Origin of the sequence: Pseudobdellovibrio exovorus JSS (assembly GCF_000348725.1) — a bacterium.
Classification (GTDB): Bacteria; Bdellovibrionota; Bdellovibrionia; order Bdellovibrionales; family Bdellovibrionaceae; genus Pseudobdellovibrio; species Pseudobdellovibrio exovorus.
In genome coordinates this window covers 1,389,803-1,405,850 of record NC_020813.1, presented here as the reverse complement: position 1 = coordinate 1,405,850, position 16,048 = coordinate 1,389,803, and the positions used below count along the sequence as shown (strand labels likewise).

Below are 16,048 nucleotides of genomic sequence, written 5' to 3'. Positions count from 1 at the left end.
TTAGTGGCGAATATTTGGGTTGAGCACTCTTTCCGTCCTGAATCCAAATTCAATTTTTTTCTGGGTGGTGCTTTTCTCGTCAGAAGTTGGACAGAGCTTCCTGCCTTAGAGCATCAAAAAGATAATTTTTGGGGAGCAGAAGATAAATACTTATCTTACTTGCTGCAGGGGAATGGTTTTGAACTTAAGACCTTAGTAGATTTTGAGGTGGTTCATTCTACAACCACCTCATGGCAACATTTTGTTCGGCGTGCGTTTCTGCATGGTTATAATGAAGACAAGATGATTCAGTATCCCCAAGAGGCGGTTAGTTATGGTTTTTGGCTTCGCCGAGTTGGAGTCTCAGGTCTTTATTTATCGCCTGCAATTGTTCTGCATTTTTGTATTCAAAGAGTGGCACGATTAGCTCAAAAAGTTCCCCGAATGAGTAAGCGATATAAGTAACGAAAAAACCAATGATGCCGGTGTTGAAAAGGCCAAGCAAAGTCACGAAAGCTAATCCAAAAAGTAGAAAGTAGATATTGAGGATACTGTACACAGTCACGGCCAGTAGCGTGAGTAAAGGTATCAATCTGTAGTAGCGTAATCCACCTTTCCAATTCATTCTTTGAACTGGGATTTGAATACGACCATGTTGAAACATCTTTTGAACCCAGCGAAGAGTGCTGAAGTTCTGCCAATGGATAACTTGCGCCGAAGGTAAGAAAACGAAGCGGTAGTTGTGAGTATAGGCTCTATGGGTGAAATCCAGATCTTCACCATATTTATGAAAAGCGGAAGAAAAACCACCAATCCTCATAGCAAGCCTTTTATTTAAGAGTAGGTGACAAGAGGGTAAGTGATCAACGGCCATTAAAAACGTATGGTTTTGGATTTGAAAAGAAAAGGGAATAAGTTTTGAAATCTTAGACATCAGATCAAATGTGTTTTGTAGCAAGGAATTCGTTGATCTATGGGTTACTGTTCCTCCATAACCTAAGAATTTTAAATCAGGCTCATTGGTGATTTCAACATTGGCTAACTGAATTAGCTTTTTTAAGTTACCAGATAGGATATCGATATCTGGATCTGTTAAGTAGATATATTCATGAGAGGCTTTTTCTAAAATAATCTGCCTTGCAAAGCCCAAATTATTACTAGGGTTTTCATGGCATAAAGCGCTGGGAATGTTGGCTTTGATCCAGTCCGAGATCCATTTTCTGATCTCGGCTTGTTCATGGTTGAGTACGAAAATCCATTCAACATCAAACTCTTTTAGTTCCAGTTTGATTTTTGGAATAAGATTCTGAATCTCTTTAATCTCGTCATAAATAACTATGCCGCAAGTCAAAGAGCGAATCATCTATCTGTCCTGTTTGTTGCGACCTGATGTGCTTTCAGAGGTCACTGTTTCACGTACAACAACAACTTTGATTTGGCCTGGGTACTGCATTTCATCTTCGATAGTTTTCGCAATTTGCTGAGAGATTTTTAATGCTCCCAAATCATCGACCTGTCTTGAGTTAACAAGTACGCGGCATTCACGTCCACCATTAAGGACAAAAACATCTGTAACACCATGAAAGCGTTTTGAGATCTCTTGTAGTCCTGAAACCTTCTGCGTGTAGGTTTCAACAGTGCTTCGACGTGCTCCAGGGCGTCCGCCAGAAATGGCATCGGCAGCAATAACTAAGAAGTCCATATCATGTGTTGGTGTGACATCATGGTGATGGGCGCGGACCGCATAAATGACATCGTCTTTTTCTCCGCGAGTCGAGATAAAGTCAGCGCCGATAACAGCATGGCTTCCATCTAATTCGTGATCGAGGGCTTTTCCTAGATCATGTAGCATACCCGCACGGCGAGACTTTTTGATTTCGTTCCCAAGCTCTGCAGCCAGTAGGCCAGCAAACCATCCCACCTCTGCGCAGTGAAAGTATTGATTTTGAGTATAAGAGTAACGGAATCTCAAGGAGCCCATAACCTGACGGACCTCTGGGTTGACGTGCTGAAGTCCGAGTTCTTTACAAATCAAGTCACCATCGCGTTTGATTTGATTTAAAAGCTCACTTTTTAAATTTTCACAGACTCTTTGAAGTTCATTAGGAAGGATTTTCTTTTTATGTTTTTCGATATCGCGGAAAATACGATCGAAGATACGTCGAGTTAGCTCGCGGCGAACAGGGTCATAGCCAATGATTTGGATATTCTGCCAACGATCTTGATCGGGATTTTCGTCGATATGAATATCGCATCCACTGGCTTTTTGAATAACCTCAATATTTTCCTTCAGATGATCACTGAATATCTTGCGGGCATGTTCTGAAGGGAAGTAACTTGCGGCAATACCGCGTTCTGTGCTCATCTCTTTATGGAATCTATCGATACAGATCGAGATAATCCTCTTAGCTTTTTGCTCAGCAAACTCTTTAACTTCTTCCTCGGCAAGTTCAGAATACTTTTGATAATCCTGTTGTGCTTCTTGAATCAGCTTATTCTGGATGTCAGCAAGGACGTCTTTGAAGTCCAGTTGCGTTTTGTTCAACAGGCTTTCTTGAAATGATTTTTCAAGTTCACGTTTTTGTTCGATGATTTTATCGAAGTGAGCCTGTTTATCTTTAAGCTTCATGGATATATCGCGAAGCTCATTTTCTTTTATCATAAGAGAAGATCTTAGCGTTTTATATTTTTCTTCGTTTAAAGTTTTCTTACCTGTAACTTTAAGTTCAAGGTCTTCACACTTTTGTTCTAAAGAAAGATGTTGTTCTTCAACTTCTGACCAAGCTTCCAATTCAATCTCTTGAATACGTTCTTTGCGTTCGATTTCTTCCGCTTCGAATTGTTCGCGTGCTTCTTTAAGTAGTTCGGTAGCCTCTTCTTTGGCTTCGTTGAGGATCTGTTGGCGAACCATAAAAAACGAGGCGTAGATAAGGACGGCGCCAACGCAAAGGCCGATAGCTAACCATATGAGAATTTGAGTTATGTCCATTGGTTAAGTGTATTCCTTCCGTTGGGAGTTACTCAAGAAAGGCTTTAAAAAACAAGATGCGTTATAAGGTGCAAAGGTCTGTTTTTTCTAGGATAAAAATGAAATAGGATAAAACAAAAAATGAAATACTTAATGCTTGCGAAAAAGTGGTTATTGCGTGGTCTTGTGGTCTTTGCCATCATCTGGCTATTTGTTTTCAACTGGACGTTCGTTTTTAAAAAGAAGGTTGTCGGTGAAGTGGTAGCTGCTGAAAAAGTTATCGTTCCCTTAGCTGTCGTGACCAACAATGGACAAGACCCTGTGAATCCACAGGTTTTTTCATTTTCTATCGGAATCAAAGATAGACACTCAGGTGAAATATTTGTGGCTTCCAGTGAGGACCGTCAATGGGCGGCTGTAAATCTAGGAAACTGTGTGATTGCAGCGTACTTTCCATATCCACCATGGATGCTCAGCAAAGGAAATACGTATCAGAATGCAAGACTTTTGCGGAACTTTACAGACTGTAGCCAAATGCCAGAGCAGGGCGTTTGGGAGAACTTGAAGTTCTTCTTTCTTTGGCACTAAGTTAAACTAAAAGGGTGTTTGATAAAAAGGCAGGCTTGAATCTTTAGCCTGCTGTTTCTTGGCGTCTACTTTTGAATATTAGCGAATAATTGAAATACTCGAGATAGGTTTTAGAGCGTAGCTTCTGGCTGGGCTTGTTTTTTGATGAATCATATAGGCGATAGTTAACATCAAAAAAATCAAAAACCAGTTCTTCATTTGCATATAGAATAGCATATTAAATCTACTTTACTTTTTATTTGTGCTCGCGAAGTAAGCGAGGCAATAGTCATAGCCGCTTTTAAGACTCAATAATACACTGAGCCAAAGAAGTCCATAACCTATCTTCTGATTGGGGAAGTAGGGGTGTAAATCATTCAATATAAGCATAGGAATTGAGATCATTTGGATCGCAGCCTTCCATTTGCCCGCTGTTTGAGCGGCGATAACAATACCATCTGCCGAAGCAGCGGCGCGGACGCCAGCAACGATAGTGTCACGCGTGATGATTAAAATGATCAGCCAAGGGTCAATTTGCCCGCGTTGTAATAGTAAGATCAAAATTCCAGAAACAAGAATTTTGTCGGCAACAGGATCTAGGAATTTTCCTAAATTCGAGACGGCATTGAGTTTTCGAGCGTAGTAGCCATCATAATAATCTGTAATAGAGGCTGCTGTAAAAAGTATGGCAGCAATCCATGCTCCCCAGCTTTGATCTATGTAAAGAAAGAACGCTGTTGGAACAATTAAAAAAATCCGAGAAAGAGTTAAATATAAAGGCAATTTGCTCATGCGACTCAATAAGTGTTGTTTGATTTGTAGGGCTCTGTCAAGATGAGAGCTGTGTCTACATTCAGCCGTGATGTTCATGTGTACGAAACCGATATGATGGGTATTGTCCATCATTCTAACTACTTACGCTTCTGTGAAGAGGCACGTGTGGATTGGTGTCGCAGAAATGGGCTGATTGGTGGAAAAATTGAGGATGTCTTTGGATTAACTGTGCTTGAAACAGCGGTTAGACACATCAAACCCATCCGTTTTGGGGACAGAGTTGTCATTCAGACGCAAGTGAAGCTTGAAAAAATCAGACTCATTTTTCAGTATAGACTCTTAGTGAATGAAGTATCGATGTGTGTGGCGCAGACGACTCATTGTTGTTTAGATCTTAATTTTAAAGTTAAAAAACCAAGTCCGGAACTGGTAAAGCAAGTGGAGAAAGAAAAATGGACAGAAACCTGGCTCTAGAGTTTGTACGTATAACAGAAGCAGCAGCGTTAGCATCAGCAAAATGGATGGGGCGCGGAGATGAAAAAGCAGCAGATCAAGCGGCTGTTGATGCCATGAGAAAAGCTTTTGATTCCGTTCGTATCAACGGAACAGTCGTTATTGGTGAAGGTGAGCGTGATGAGGCGCCGATGCTATTTATTGGCGAAAAAGTGGGCTTCAAGCGTGATGACTCGCCAGAGATTGATATTGCTTTAGACCCGCTAGAGGGAACTACGATTTGTGCCAAAGGCGGAGTTGGAGCGATTTCAGTTATTGCCTGTGCAGAAAAGGGTGGTTTCTTACATGCACCCGACACCTATATGGAAAAGATCGCAACTGGCCCTGCGGCGAAAGGTCTTATTGATCTTGATCTGAGTGCTACAGAAAATGTGCATCGCGTGGCAGAAGCTAATCGTAAACCTGTAGGGGATGTGACCGTTGTTGTTCTGGATCGTCCTCGTCACACAGATCTGATTGCTGAAGTTAGAAAAACTGGTGCGCGTATTCAATTGATTGGCGACGGAGATGTATCAGCAGCAGTGGCTGCGGCATGGAATGATTCTGGGATTGACCTTCTTATGGGAATTGGCGGCGCGCCAGAAGGTGTTATCTCGGCGGCCGCTATGCGCTGTTTAGGCGGAGACTTTCAAGGTCGTCTTAAGTTCCGCAACCAAGAAGAGCGTGAACGCGCGACTCGTATGGGTGTTAAGGATTTAGATAAAAAATTTACGCTAGAGGATTTAGCATCAGGACATGTTGTGTTTTGTGCAACAGGTATTACCGATGGACCACTTTTAAAAGGCGTTAAGATTTTAGCGGGAGGTCGCGCTCAAACCCAATCGGTGGTGATGCGTTCGCAGACGGGAACAATCCGTAATATCGAAGCCTTTCATAATTTTTCTGTAAAGAAGGCTTTGAGCTAAATGATAGAGTTAATTTGTTTTCACTGTAACAAAGCTAATACTGTTACAGCTAAAATAAGTTTTCGCGAAGAGTGCCTTCACTGCCGATCGGACTTGCACGTCTGTAAGAACTGCGATTTCTATGACGTTAAATCCTATAATGAATGTCGCGAACCCAGTGCGGAAGTTGTTAGGGACAAGGAAAAAGGAAATTACTGCGACTTCTTTACTGTTAGAAAAGGTGGCTCAGGTCCAATGGATGAAAAAGCGCGCCTGAAAGCGGCTGCAGAGGCTCTGTTTAAAAAATAATAATTCAAGAATAACGAAAGGACGAAATATATGGCATCAGCAAATACCAAGGAAGTTTTTAATTGTACGGCAGAAGAGTTCTTTAAAATTGTGACAGACTATGAAAAGTACTCTGATTTTTTGCCTGAAGTTAAATCTGTGAAAGTCTACAAAAATTCAGGTGGCACAAAAGAGATGGAATATCATGTGTCTTTGATTAAGACTTTCAAATACAAGTTGAAAGCAAATGAAAAGCCTTTTGAAAGCGTTAAGTTTGAATTCATCGGTGGCGATGTGTTCAAAACAATGAAGGGCGAGTGGACGATTAAAGATCAAGGGGACAAGTGCGCTGTGGATTACAACGTAGAAGCCACTTTTGGTATGTTTGTGCCCGAATCGATGGCTAAGCCTTTAGTTAGTGCGAATTTACCAATGATGATGACGAACTTTAGAAAAAGAATCAAAGAGCTTTATGGCAAATAACGATAAAAAAGATAAAGACACATCGGCGAAATCCAATACGACAGACTCATCAACAGGTGAAAAGCTAGGTGAAACGATTAAAAAAATTATCGGTGCCGGCTCGCCCACTGAAATCTCGAAAGAACTAATGAGTACAGTTTTGGGGCAAGCTTTGAAAGCTAAAGATGATATCACCTTGAAAGTGTCAAACGAGATGATTTCTTTGGTTAGAAAAATTGATTTCGTAAAAGAGTTTTCAAAATTTGCCGAAAATCATAAATTTAAGATCACAGCGGAAGTTGAGATTTTAAAGAAAGAGAATGATCAAAAATAATGTCATTTGAAACAAGGTCTTTTTGGGATGGTAGTGTCAAAGACTCGTATAAATACTGTTCGCAAGACGAAATACTCTTATCTATAGAGTCTTTGCATAAGGGATTCCAAGTTTGGCGTCAGTTATCTTATGAAAAAAGGCAACAGGCGCTAGTTAAGCTTTCTGAGCGAATCGAAGCACGTCAGGACGAATTAGCTCAACTGATAACGTCAGAGATGGGTAAGCCGATCCAAGAGGCCCGTGCAGAGGTTTTGAAAAGCTTAGATGCTGTTAAAAAAGCTATTGCCTTAGATGTCAGTTTTTTGAATGAACGTTTAGAGAAATCCCAGTATTCGCAATCCAGAGTCCAGTATATGCCGCTAGGAATTGTCTATGCGATCATGCCTTGGAATTTACCTCTGTGGCAGGTGATTCGAATGGTCGTTCCAGCTTTGATTGCGGGAAATGTGATCCTGCTAAAACACTCTGAAATCACGCCATTAACGGCAAATCTTATTGAAGAGCTTTTTAAAGATTTGATTCCAAATGGTCCTGTTCTGCTGAATCGTTTTATTCGTCACGACGACACTGAATTTGTGCTCTCGCAGGATTTTGTGGGCGGGGTTTCTTTAACGGGTTCTGTAGGTGCGGGCAAAAAAGTTTATGAAATAGCTGGTCGCTATCTTAAAAAAGCAGTCTTTGAACTGGGTGGCAGCGATCCCTATCTTGTTTTAGATGATGCTGATTTACCGAAAGCTGCAAGTTTAGTGGCTAAGGGAAGACTCAATAACTGTGGACAGACATGCATTTCTGTAAAAAGAGTTTTAGTGCATGAAAATGTTTTGCAAGAGTTTTTACAGCTTTTAAAGCTACAATACGATCAGATCATTTTCGGAGACCCTTCTAGTGAACAGACGACGCTGGGGCCTTTGGCTCATGTTCGATTTAAAGAGAGTCTAAAAAAACAGTTACAAGAACTTGAGCTGAAGACTGAGGCAAAGCTGGTTTACAGTCGTAGTCATGGCCAGCCTCAACACTCGGCTTTTGTTGATGCTGGTATTTATCTATTGGCGAAAAATTCAGATTGGCTGCGAGATCAAGAGATTTTTGCGCCGATTCTTTTAGTGATTCCATTTAAAGAAGATGCAGAGGCTGTATCTATTGCCAATGCTACTGATTTTGCTTTGGGTGCAGGAGTATTTACCTCGGATCTAGAGCGTGCTGAAGCATTGGCGCGCCAGATTCATGCGGGGCAAGTCGTGATCAATGGCCTTATTGGCAGTGATTTCTTTTTACCATTCGGAGGATTTAAAAAATCTGGTGTGGGTAGAGAATTAGGTCGCGAAGCTTTTTTTGAATTTACTCAAACGAAAGTTTTAGCGCGCGCATGACCTCTTCATCGTGGAACTCATTCGAGCATAAACTCTGGGGACATTTCAAAGAGTTTGGTGTTGAAAGTTCGGGATCATATGTTTTAGCAGTTTCGGGCGGGCTAGATTCGATGGCCCTGCTGTCTGTCTTTTCAAGATTATTGCCTCAAGCTAAAGTAAAAGTGGCCTATTACCATCATGGCCCATCTGAAGTGGAATCGCAAAATCAATATCGTCAGCAAGCTTTAGAACATGTACGTCAGAAAGTAGACGAGCTGAGTTTATCTGGTTATGAGTTTGTCACAGAAGGCAGCCAACAAGCATTGGTGTCGGAGCAAGAAATGCGAGACGCTCGCTGGGCTTTTTTAAATCGGCTAGCACAAGAAGGGGACGGCGCGGTTATTGTGACGGGCCACCATTGGGGCGACCACTTTGAGACAGTGCTCTTGAAAATGATTCGCGGCACTTCGTTAGAGGGGGTTAGCGCTTTCAAGATGTGGCAAAAGGGGATTTTTCGCCCTCTATTGAACTGCACTAAAGACGAGCTGATGAGTTATGTTCGCGATAGAGGTTTTCTATGGGTGGAAGATCCTTCCAATCAAGATGAGGATTACTTACGTAACTGGCTACGTGAAAACTGGCTCAAGTCCTTAGAGGCAAAAGTCACGGGCGGTCCTGATAATTTAGCTAGGTCTTTGTTTAAAATTATTTCCTCTGCGGAATCCCGTGGTGGTTTAGAGTTGGTTTTTGCAAAAGAATCAAAAGAATCAGCAGAGGGATTGAGTCGAGAGTGGTATTTAGGCCTCACTAAGGCTGAGCAGCTAACAGCAATTGCTTTGTTCCTAAAAAAGCATCAGATTTACCAGTTCACATCGGGACAATTAGAAGAAATAAGAAAAAGACTCGACAAAAATCAAAAAGACTTCACATTTGAATTACTGCGAAGAAAATGGGTTATTAACGCATCGCAAATTATGCTACAATAACTGGGTTCTCCTACAGCACCACGAAAGGGGCTTAATAAATGAAAGCCAATCAAAAGACATTTGCACTCTGGTTTGCCTTGATTGTTTTGACGATCTTTATGTTTCGCGCATGGGACGTTAAACATCAGAAAACAATTCAAGATTTTAATTACTCAAAACTTTTAAGAGCTGTTGAGTTAAAAGAAATTGCTGAAGATAAAGTTGTCTTCATTCAGGATCGCGGGGAAATTCGCGGGGAAATTAAACCTGAGTTTGAAAAGAAATATGGTGGAACTCAATTTTTGATTTCGGGTAATATTTCGGATAAAGGTTTTGAAGAACTGCAAAAGCATGGGATTACTCCTAACTATGAATCGTCTCAGTCGGACAGTTTATTGTCTTCTATTCTGATCAATTGGTTACCATTGCTACTGATTGTGGGGATGTTCATTTTCATCATGCGCCAGATTCAAGTGGGTGGTGGTAAAGCGATGTCTTTCGGTAAGTCGCGTGCGCGCCTTGTTGAAAATAAAAATCGTGTCACATTTAAAGATGTGGCTGGTGTGGATGAAGCCAAAGATGATTTGCAAGAAATTGTACATTTCTTAAAAGATCCGAAAAAATTTACGAAATTGGGTGGTCGTATTCCAAAGGGTGTTCTTTTAGTGGGACCTCCGGGGACTGGTAAAACATTATTAGCAAGAGCTGTGGCGGGTGAAGCCGGAGTTCCTTTCTTCACTATTTCAGGTTCTGATTTCGTTGAGATGTTTGTCGGTGTGGGTGCCAGCCGTGTAAGAGATTTGTTTGAACAAGGAAAGAAAAGTGCACCTTGCTTGATCTTTATTGACGAGATCGATGCTGTTGGTCGCCATCGTGGAGCCGGCATGGGCGGCGGACATGATGAGCGTGAGCAGACACTGAATCAGTTGCTTGTTGAAATGGATGGTTTCGAATCAACTGAAGGTGTGATTCTGATCGCGGCTACGAATAGACCGGATGTTCTGGATCCCGCATTGCTTCGTCCGGGTCGTTTCGACCGCCGCGTTGTTGTGGGTAAACCAGATCTTAAAGGTCGTGAACAAATTCTATCTGTGCACACGAAGAAGACTCCATTGGGGTCTGATGTTGAGATCAGTAAAATTGCGCGCGGAACTCCGGGTTTTTCTGGAGCTGACTTAGAAAATCTAGTGAATGAGGCGGCCTTAGTTGCTGCCCGTGCAGATAAAAAATATCTTGAAATGGAAGACTTTGAAAAAGCAAAAGATAAAGTCATCATGGGAAGTGAAAGAAAGTCCATGGTCATCAGCGAAGAAGATAAGCGCACAACAGCTTATCACGAAGCTGGGCATACTCTTGTTGGGATGATGCTTCCAGGTTTGGATCCTATCCATAAGGTGACAATTATCCCTCGCGGAATGGCTTTAGGTTTAACTCAAACATTGCCTGAAAAGGATGCTGTGAGCTTTTCTAAACACCAAGCTGAAAACTGGATTGCATTTGCCTTCGGCGGCCGTGCGGCTGAAGAGTTGATCTTTAAAGATTTCACTACGGGTGCCGCTAATGATATTGAGCGCGCAACAGGAATGGCGCGTAAGATGGTTTGTGAGTGGGGTATGAGTCCACTAGGGCCTCTTGCTTATGAAAAAAATGACAGCCCTGTTTTCTTGGGAATGGGATATGGTCAAAAAACTCGTGAATACTCAGAATCTAAAGCTCAAGAAATCGATAGCGAGATTTCTAGAATTATCAATGAGGGCTACACGAAAGCGATGGATATCCTTGTTAAACATAAAGATGCTCTTGAGCGTTTAACTCAAGCCTTGCTTGAGTTTGAAACGATTGATGGTAATGAAGTCGATATGTTGGTTAAGGGTGCGGCTGTTTCTGAAATTCAAAAAGTCAGAAGTAATAAAAAAGATGGCGGCAGCGTGAGTGGTCCGGTAAATAATGCAGACTCTACCGAGAGTTCTGAAGATGTTCCGAATAGAAAACCAGCTCCTGCCACATGAGTGTTTTAACGAACATAATTGAAAATATGTCCTTTATCCTGCAGCACTTGCGGTGGCAGGATTTTGTCGACATCGCCCTTGTTTGGCTGATCATTTATCGTATATTGATTTTGATTAAAAGGACCGGAACCATTCAGATGTTGTCCGGTCTTGGTATTTTAGCGATTTCCTTTATCGTGAGCCAGTGGTTCGATTTACATGCCTTAAACTGGATTCTTGAAAAATTCTTCACGAACTTGTTTGTTATTGTCGTGGTGCTATTCCAGGGCGAGATTCGTCGTGCTCTAGCGCAAATTGGAAGTCATCCGTTCTTCACAGGGGTTTCCTCTGTGATGGAAACTCACATGGTAGAAGAAATTGCTAAAGGTGCTATTTCAATTGCGCAAAAAGGCTATGGAGCCTTGATTGTTATCGAAAAAGATATCTTGGTTGATTATCACATTGAAATTGGAACGGAACTTGACTCGCGAATTTCCAGTGAAATCATCGAGTCTATCTTTAATCCTCAGAGTCCAATGCATGACGGAGCTATTTTAATTCGTGGTGGAAAAGTTGTTTCTGCGGGATGTTTTTTACCCCTCAGTAAAAATCCAGCTATTGATAAAAACTTAGGGACTCGTCATCGTGCTGCTATTGGATTAACAGAAGAAACGGATGCCTTGGTTTTAGTAGTTTCTGAAGAACTCAAATCAATCAGCATAGTTCAATCAGGTCACATGAGTCCACATGCTGAATTGCCAGAAATTCGGCAGGCCTTGTATGAAGCTTACGGGTATAAATATCGTCCTTATCAGCCTGAGGTGAACTCATGATCCGCGGACGCTATACAAAAAAAGAAAAAATAGAAAAAATTAAGACGAGTTTGTTGGATAATTTGTCCTATAAATTAGTAGCTCTTTTTATAGCGCTTATCTTATGGCTTTCGATTCTTAATCGCCGCGATTTTGTGGCACACAAAGATTTAGATGTGGATTTTATCACTGCTCAAAGCTTGGTTGTGGCTGGTCAGTCGAGTGATCGAATTAAAATAAGAATTTCAGGTGCGCAGCCACTGTTGAAAAAATATCGTGAAGGGGCGCAATTCTTAGCCTTAGATATTTCTGATAAAGGCCCAGGTGTTTACGATGTCGACATGAACACTTCTAAGATTGAGGTTCCAAAGGGAATACGAGTTCTAAGTGTTAGACCTAGCACGATTCGAGTTGAAATCATTCAGAAAAACACAGAAAATCAGTAGTTATTATGAAAAGCAAAAAATTATTTGGTACAGATGGTATACGTGGGACTTCCAATCAATTTCCAATGACTCCGGAAGTGGTCGTTCGAATCGGTCAAGCTATTGGCTACTTGATTCGTAAAAAAGCTATTTCTTCGCCGTCACAGGCCAATAAGGTTGTTATCGGTAAAGATACGCGTCTGTCTGGTTATATGATTGAGCAAGCTTTGGCCAGTGGACTGAATTCAATGGGAATCTATGTTCAATTGGTGGGTCCACTTCCAACTCCGGGGATTGGCTATTTAGCCCGTACTATGAGAGCTGCCGCGGGGATTGTGATCTCGGCGTCTCATAATGCCTATCAGGATAATGGGATTAAAATTTTTGGACCGGATGGCTTTAAATTAGATGATAAATTAGAGCAAGAAATTGAAGATCTTGTTGCTGATGACAATTTGTCAAAACTAGTGGCGGCTTCACGTGATGTGGGACGCACAAAACGCATTGAGGATTCTCAAGGGCGTTATATTGTTTACGCAAAAAGTGCTTTTCCATTAGAGCACACGTTAGATGGACTACGCATTGTATTGGATACAGCTCATGGAGCGGCCTATCGCGTGGCTCCCGCTATCTTTGAAGAATTAGGTGCGGAAGTTATTCATGTGGGTAATCGTCCTGACGGCACCAATATCAACGACAAAGTAGGAGCCCTTCATCCAAGTTTGATTTCCCAAGCGGTTGTGCAATATCGCGCTGATGTGGGTATTGGTCTTGATGGGGACGCTGATCGTGTGATTATGGTTGATGAAAAGGGTAAACTGATTAATGGCGACCATATTCTTGCCATCTGTGCCATCCACATGAAGCACAAAAGCCAACTGCGCAATAATGCTTTAGTTGTGACGCAGATGAGTAACTTCGGTTTAGAAAAGAAAATGAACGAGCATGGCATTCGTGTAGTGAAAACCAATGTTGGTGACAAGCACGTGGTTGATGAGATGCGCAAAGGTTCATACAATTTGGGTGGCGAACAGTCAGGTCATATTATTTTCTTAGATCAGTCGACGACAGGTGACGGAACAGTAGCAGCTCTTAAAGTATTATCTGTTATGCGTGAGACAGGTAAAACAATGAGCGAGCTGGCGAATATCTTCGAAGATGTTCCGCAAGTATTGATTAACTGCCGTGTTAGAAGTCGTGTCGAGCTAGATACAATTAATGGTTATGCACGTCTATTAAAAGAAAAAGAGTCTGAGCTGGAAGGTGAAGGTCGTATTTTTATCCGCTACTCAGGAACTGAGCCCTTAATTCGTATTCTTGTAGAGGGGCCGGATAAGAAAAAAATCACAACTATTGCAGAAGAACTGGCAATTTTCTTAGAAAAAGAGATCTCTTAGAACATGAAAAGCAAAATTCATCTTGGTGTTAATATTGACCATGCTGCCACATTAAGACAGGTGCGTGGCAATACGACATCGTACCCCGATCTATTGACTATGACTGAGCTAGCCCGCGAAGGCGGAGCATCTCAAATCACCATTCACTTACGTGAAGATCGCCGTCATATTCAAGACGCAGATGTGGTGAGACTTTGTAAAAAGTCAAAACTACCTATTAATTTAGAGTTAGCTGTGTCACCTGAAATGTTGAAGATAGCTTTATCTAACAAGCCGGCATGGGTTTGTTTTGTGCCAGAAAAACGCGAAGAGCTGACGACAGAAGGCGGGCTTGATGTTGTCCGTGTATTTGAAAAAATCAAATCCATGACGAAGCAACTACAGGCCGCAGGTATAAAAGTCTCTTTCTTTATTGAGCCCAATCAAATTCAAGTGGAGGCATCGGCCCGTGCCGGAGCGAATGCCATTGAATTTCATACAGGTCATTGGGTGACTGAAAAAGGCGATACTAAAAAGAAGATTTGGAAATCCTTGCAGGCTGAAGCCGAACGCGCCCATGAATTAGGAATGAGAGTTCATGCTGGGCATGGTTTAGACTATGAACACGCCAATAAGATAAGAAAACTTCCATTCTTAAAGGAAGTGAATATTGGACATTCACTGATCTGCTATTCGCTCGAGTATGGCTTAAAAAAATCAGTGAAAAAGATGTTAGCCGAACTCAAATGACGCCTATTTGGAATCGCACTATTTCTTCAGAAGCCGAGTTAAATCAAATCGCTAACGAAATAGCTACGACTTGTGCGAAAGGAAGTATTCTTCTTCTTTCTGGAGATCTTGCCGCTGGAAAAACGACCTTCGTTGTTCACTTTTGTCAAAGGTGGGGATTGAAACTGATGCAGTCTCCGACTTATGCCATACATCAGCGCTATGCAAATGAACAAATTGTTGTCGATCATTTTGATCTTTATCGACTTGAAACAGAAGAAGAGCTCGAGTCTGCAGGCGTTTATGATCTACTCAATCAGGCAAGTGACTATAAACTTATAGAATGGCCTGAAAGATTAGATGTGCAAAGCATTCCATTAACACAGAATTTATATGGTCTTTCGTTTCGGATTGAAGCTGATGGGAAGCGTACAATTCAATTTTTTGAAATAAATCGTTAAGCGCTTTCTTTTGCTAATTCTTCTAATAATTGTTGATCTGTTTCAGATAACGAACCTTCTTTGAAGCCAATTAAAAAACCCATGGTCTTATCGGCGCGTTTTAATGCCGTAATGCAGGCATATTTGAAGTTAAGCAGATTCAGGCCTAATTGAGAGATGTTAAAAGAAGCAGATACACCTGAATCATAGACCTTGCTGAAAGGATTGTCTTCGCGCAGGCTGTATTCAAAAAGCTTCTCGTTGATTTGATGGCTTTCTAAGTCCTGATCCATCTTGAATACATGTGTTTTTTGATCGTGATCAATTTTTAATACAATATAGGCGCTGAAGTTTTTGCGAGCTTCAAAGCTGTATTCATCATGGCGCTCATTGATAAAATCCCAGATGGTATTTTCATCAATTTCTTTTTGTTCTTCAGATACAGCTAGGGGAATGACTTCAGCTAAGGGCTCATTTTTGTTTTCGGCAAAGTCAGGTGCTGTATCGAACGAAAGATCTTTAAAGTCTAAGTTAACAGGAGGGGCTGCATTGAGTTCTAGACCTTCAATTCTGGAAATGGTTTGATGTGAAGACTTTTCAAGTTCCTCAATTTCTGCGTCTAAAACTTCTTCTTTGTTGAAAATTAATTTGGCGAAATAATCTAAAATTTCAGGTTTTGCCAGAATGAAAATATGGTTTTTGATATTCACTAAGTTTTCATTGTACTGAAGACCAAAAACAATCAAGCTGCTATCCCAAATACAGACGGGGATAAGATCTTCATTCCAAAAATCATAATTGGAATAGATTTCGTGCGCTTGTTTTGCGTTAGATGAGAAGTTTTTAAGAATACTTTCAGGGATATTGTTTTTTAAACTTGAGCACTGAAGATTTTCAATGACCCACGTTTCGTATTTTTCCCAGTTGAGAATACTATTTTCAATCGAGAGTCTTAGCTTCGATTTATTCAGTGAATCAATGTCGAATGTGGACATGCGCTCTTCCAGCTCAACTGACTCTTGTATGAAAACATCTTCCCATTTCTGGTTGGTATTTACTTCGCTCATCAAGGGGCTTATCGGACTTTAGGCTGCTGATCTTGAAGTTTTGGTATGTAAATTTTAACCACTGTAGACAAGTCGAGGTGTCTTATAGAAGAGTAAGGTGGGGTCTTCGTGTTAAAAACCTATAACAT

The 16,048-nt window shown here is 41.3% G+C and carries 18 protein-coding genes; 14 read left to right on the top strand and 4 right to left on the bottom strand.

Annotation, left to right across the window (positions count from 1 at the left end; genetic code table 11):
- Positions 1 to 307: 307 nt before the first annotated feature.
- Complete coding sequence (locus tag A11Q_RS06955; RefSeq protein ID WP_015470091.1) at positions 308 to 1,342, bottom strand: glycosyltransferase family 2 protein; 1,035 nt, start codon at positions 1,340 to 1,342, stop codon at positions 308 to 310.
- Positions 1,343 to 2,968, bottom strand: coding sequence for an HDIG domain-containing metalloprotein (locus A11Q_RS06950; RefSeq protein WP_015470090.1), 1,626 nt, complete (start codon positions 2,966 to 2,968; stop codon positions 1,343 to 1,345).
- Between the two features lie 120 nt (positions 2,969 to 3,088).
- Here A11Q_RS06950 and A11Q_RS06945 point away from each other — a divergent pair, with 120 nt between their 5' ends.
- Positions 3,089 to 3,535 (top strand): hypothetical protein, encoded by a 447-nt coding sequence (locus A11Q_RS06945; protein ID WP_015470089.1) that lies wholly within the window; start codon positions 3,089 to 3,091, stop codon positions 3,533 to 3,535.
- Between the two features lie 228 nt (positions 3,536 to 3,763).
- Here the strand turns inward: A11Q_RS06945 and pgsA are convergent, their stop codons facing one another.
- On the bottom strand, positions 3,764 to 4,306 hold the full coding sequence (gene pgsA, locus A11Q_RS06940) for a CDP-diacylglycerol--glycerol-3-phosphate 3-phosphatidyltransferase (RefSeq protein WP_015470087.1): 543 nt from the start codon (positions 4,304 to 4,306) through the stop codon (positions 3,764 to 3,766).
- Between the two features lie 51 nt (positions 4,307 to 4,357).
- Here pgsA and A11Q_RS06935 point away from each other — a divergent pair, with 51 nt between their 5' ends.
- The 13 genes from A11Q_RS06935 to tsaE are packed head-to-tail and all read left to right on the top strand — an operon-like array spanning position 4,358 to position 14,874.
- Positions 4,358 to 4,762 (top strand): acyl-CoA thioesterase, encoded by a 405-nt coding sequence (locus A11Q_RS06935; protein ID WP_041575843.1) that lies wholly within the window; start codon positions 4,358 to 4,360, stop codon positions 4,760 to 4,762.
- Complete coding sequence (gene glpX, locus A11Q_RS06930; RefSeq protein WP_015470085.1) at positions 4,741 to 5,706, top strand: class II fructose-bisphosphatase; 966 nt, start codon at positions 4,741 to 4,743, stop codon at positions 5,704 to 5,706. Before A11Q_RS06935 ends, glpX begins: the two co-directional genes overlap by 22 nt.
- Positions 5,707 to 5,994, top strand: coding sequence for a hypothetical protein (locus A11Q_RS06925; protein ID WP_015470084.1), 288 nt, complete (start codon positions 5,707 to 5,709; stop codon positions 5,992 to 5,994).
- A gap of 30 nt (positions 5,995 to 6,024) precedes the next feature.
- The gene (locus A11Q_RS06920; protein WP_015470083.1) at positions 6,025 to 6,456 is read left to right on the top strand and encodes a type II toxin-antitoxin system RatA family toxin; all 432 of its coding nucleotides are present in this window, start codon (positions 6,025 to 6,027) and stop codon (positions 6,454 to 6,456) included.
- Complete coding sequence (locus A11Q_RS13525) at positions 6,446 to 6,769, top strand: hypothetical protein (protein WP_015470082.1); 324 nt, start codon at positions 6,446 to 6,448, stop codon at positions 6,767 to 6,769. The genes A11Q_RS06920 and A11Q_RS13525 overlap by 11 nt, the downstream gene beginning before the upstream one ends.
- Entirely contained in the window at positions 6,769 to 8,139 is a 1,371-nt protein-coding gene (locus A11Q_RS06910) for an aldehyde dehydrogenase family protein (protein WP_015470081.1), read from the top strand. The genes A11Q_RS13525 and A11Q_RS06910 overlap by 1 nt, the downstream gene beginning before the upstream one ends.
- Positions 8,136 to 9,104 carry a tRNA lysidine(34) synthetase TilS gene (gene tilS / locus A11Q_RS06905; protein ID WP_015470080.1) on the top strand — a complete coding sequence of 323 codons (969 nt, stop codon included), beginning with the start codon at positions 8,136 to 8,138 and terminating at the stop codon, positions 9,102 to 9,104. Before A11Q_RS06910 ends, tilS begins: the two co-directional genes overlap by 4 nt.
- A 38-nt stretch (positions 9,105 to 9,142) precedes the next feature.
- Positions 9,143 to 11,092, top strand: coding sequence for an ATP-dependent zinc metalloprotease FtsH (ftsH, locus tag A11Q_RS06900; protein ID WP_015470079.1), 1,950 nt, complete (start codon positions 9,143 to 9,145; stop codon positions 11,090 to 11,092).
- Positions 11,093 to 11,118: 26 nt separating this feature from the next.
- Positions 11,119 to 11,904 (top strand): diadenylate cyclase CdaA, encoded by a 786-nt coding sequence (cdaA, locus tag A11Q_RS06895; protein ID WP_235044580.1) that lies wholly within the window; start codon positions 11,119 to 11,121, stop codon positions 11,902 to 11,904.
- Positions 11,901 to 12,329 (top strand): CdaR family protein, encoded by a 429-nt coding sequence (locus A11Q_RS06890; RefSeq protein ID WP_015470077.1) that lies wholly within the window; start codon positions 11,901 to 11,903, stop codon positions 12,327 to 12,329. Before cdaA ends, A11Q_RS06890 begins: the two co-directional genes overlap by 4 nt.
- Before the next feature lie 2 nt (positions 12,330 to 12,331).
- On the top strand, positions 12,332 to 13,705 hold the full coding sequence (gene glmM / locus A11Q_RS06885) for a phosphoglucosamine mutase (protein WP_041575140.1): 1,374 nt from the start codon (positions 12,332 to 12,334) through the stop codon (positions 13,703 to 13,705).
- A gap of 3 nt (positions 13,706 to 13,708) precedes the next feature.
- Positions 13,709 to 14,434, top strand: a complete 726-nt coding sequence (locus A11Q_RS06880; RefSeq protein ID WP_015470075.1) for a pyridoxine 5'-phosphate synthase — start codon at positions 13,709 to 13,711, stop codon at positions 14,432 to 14,434.
- Positions 14,431 to 14,874: a tRNA (adenosine(37)-N6)-threonylcarbamoyltransferase complex ATPase subunit type 1 TsaE gene (tsaE, locus tag A11Q_RS13520; RefSeq protein ID WP_015470074.1), complete on the top strand. Its 444-nt coding sequence runs from the start codon at positions 14,431 to 14,433 to the stop codon at positions 14,872 to 14,874. Before A11Q_RS06880 ends, tsaE begins: the two co-directional genes overlap by 4 nt.
- Here the strand turns inward: tsaE and A11Q_RS06870 are convergent.
- Positions 14,871 to 15,920: a hypothetical protein gene (locus tag A11Q_RS06870; RefSeq protein ID WP_015470073.1), complete on the bottom strand. Its 1,050-nt coding sequence runs from the start codon at positions 15,918 to 15,920 to the stop codon at positions 14,871 to 14,873. The genes tsaE and A11Q_RS06870 overlap by 4 nt on opposite strands.
- Positions 15,921 to 16,048: the final 128 nt, after the last annotated feature.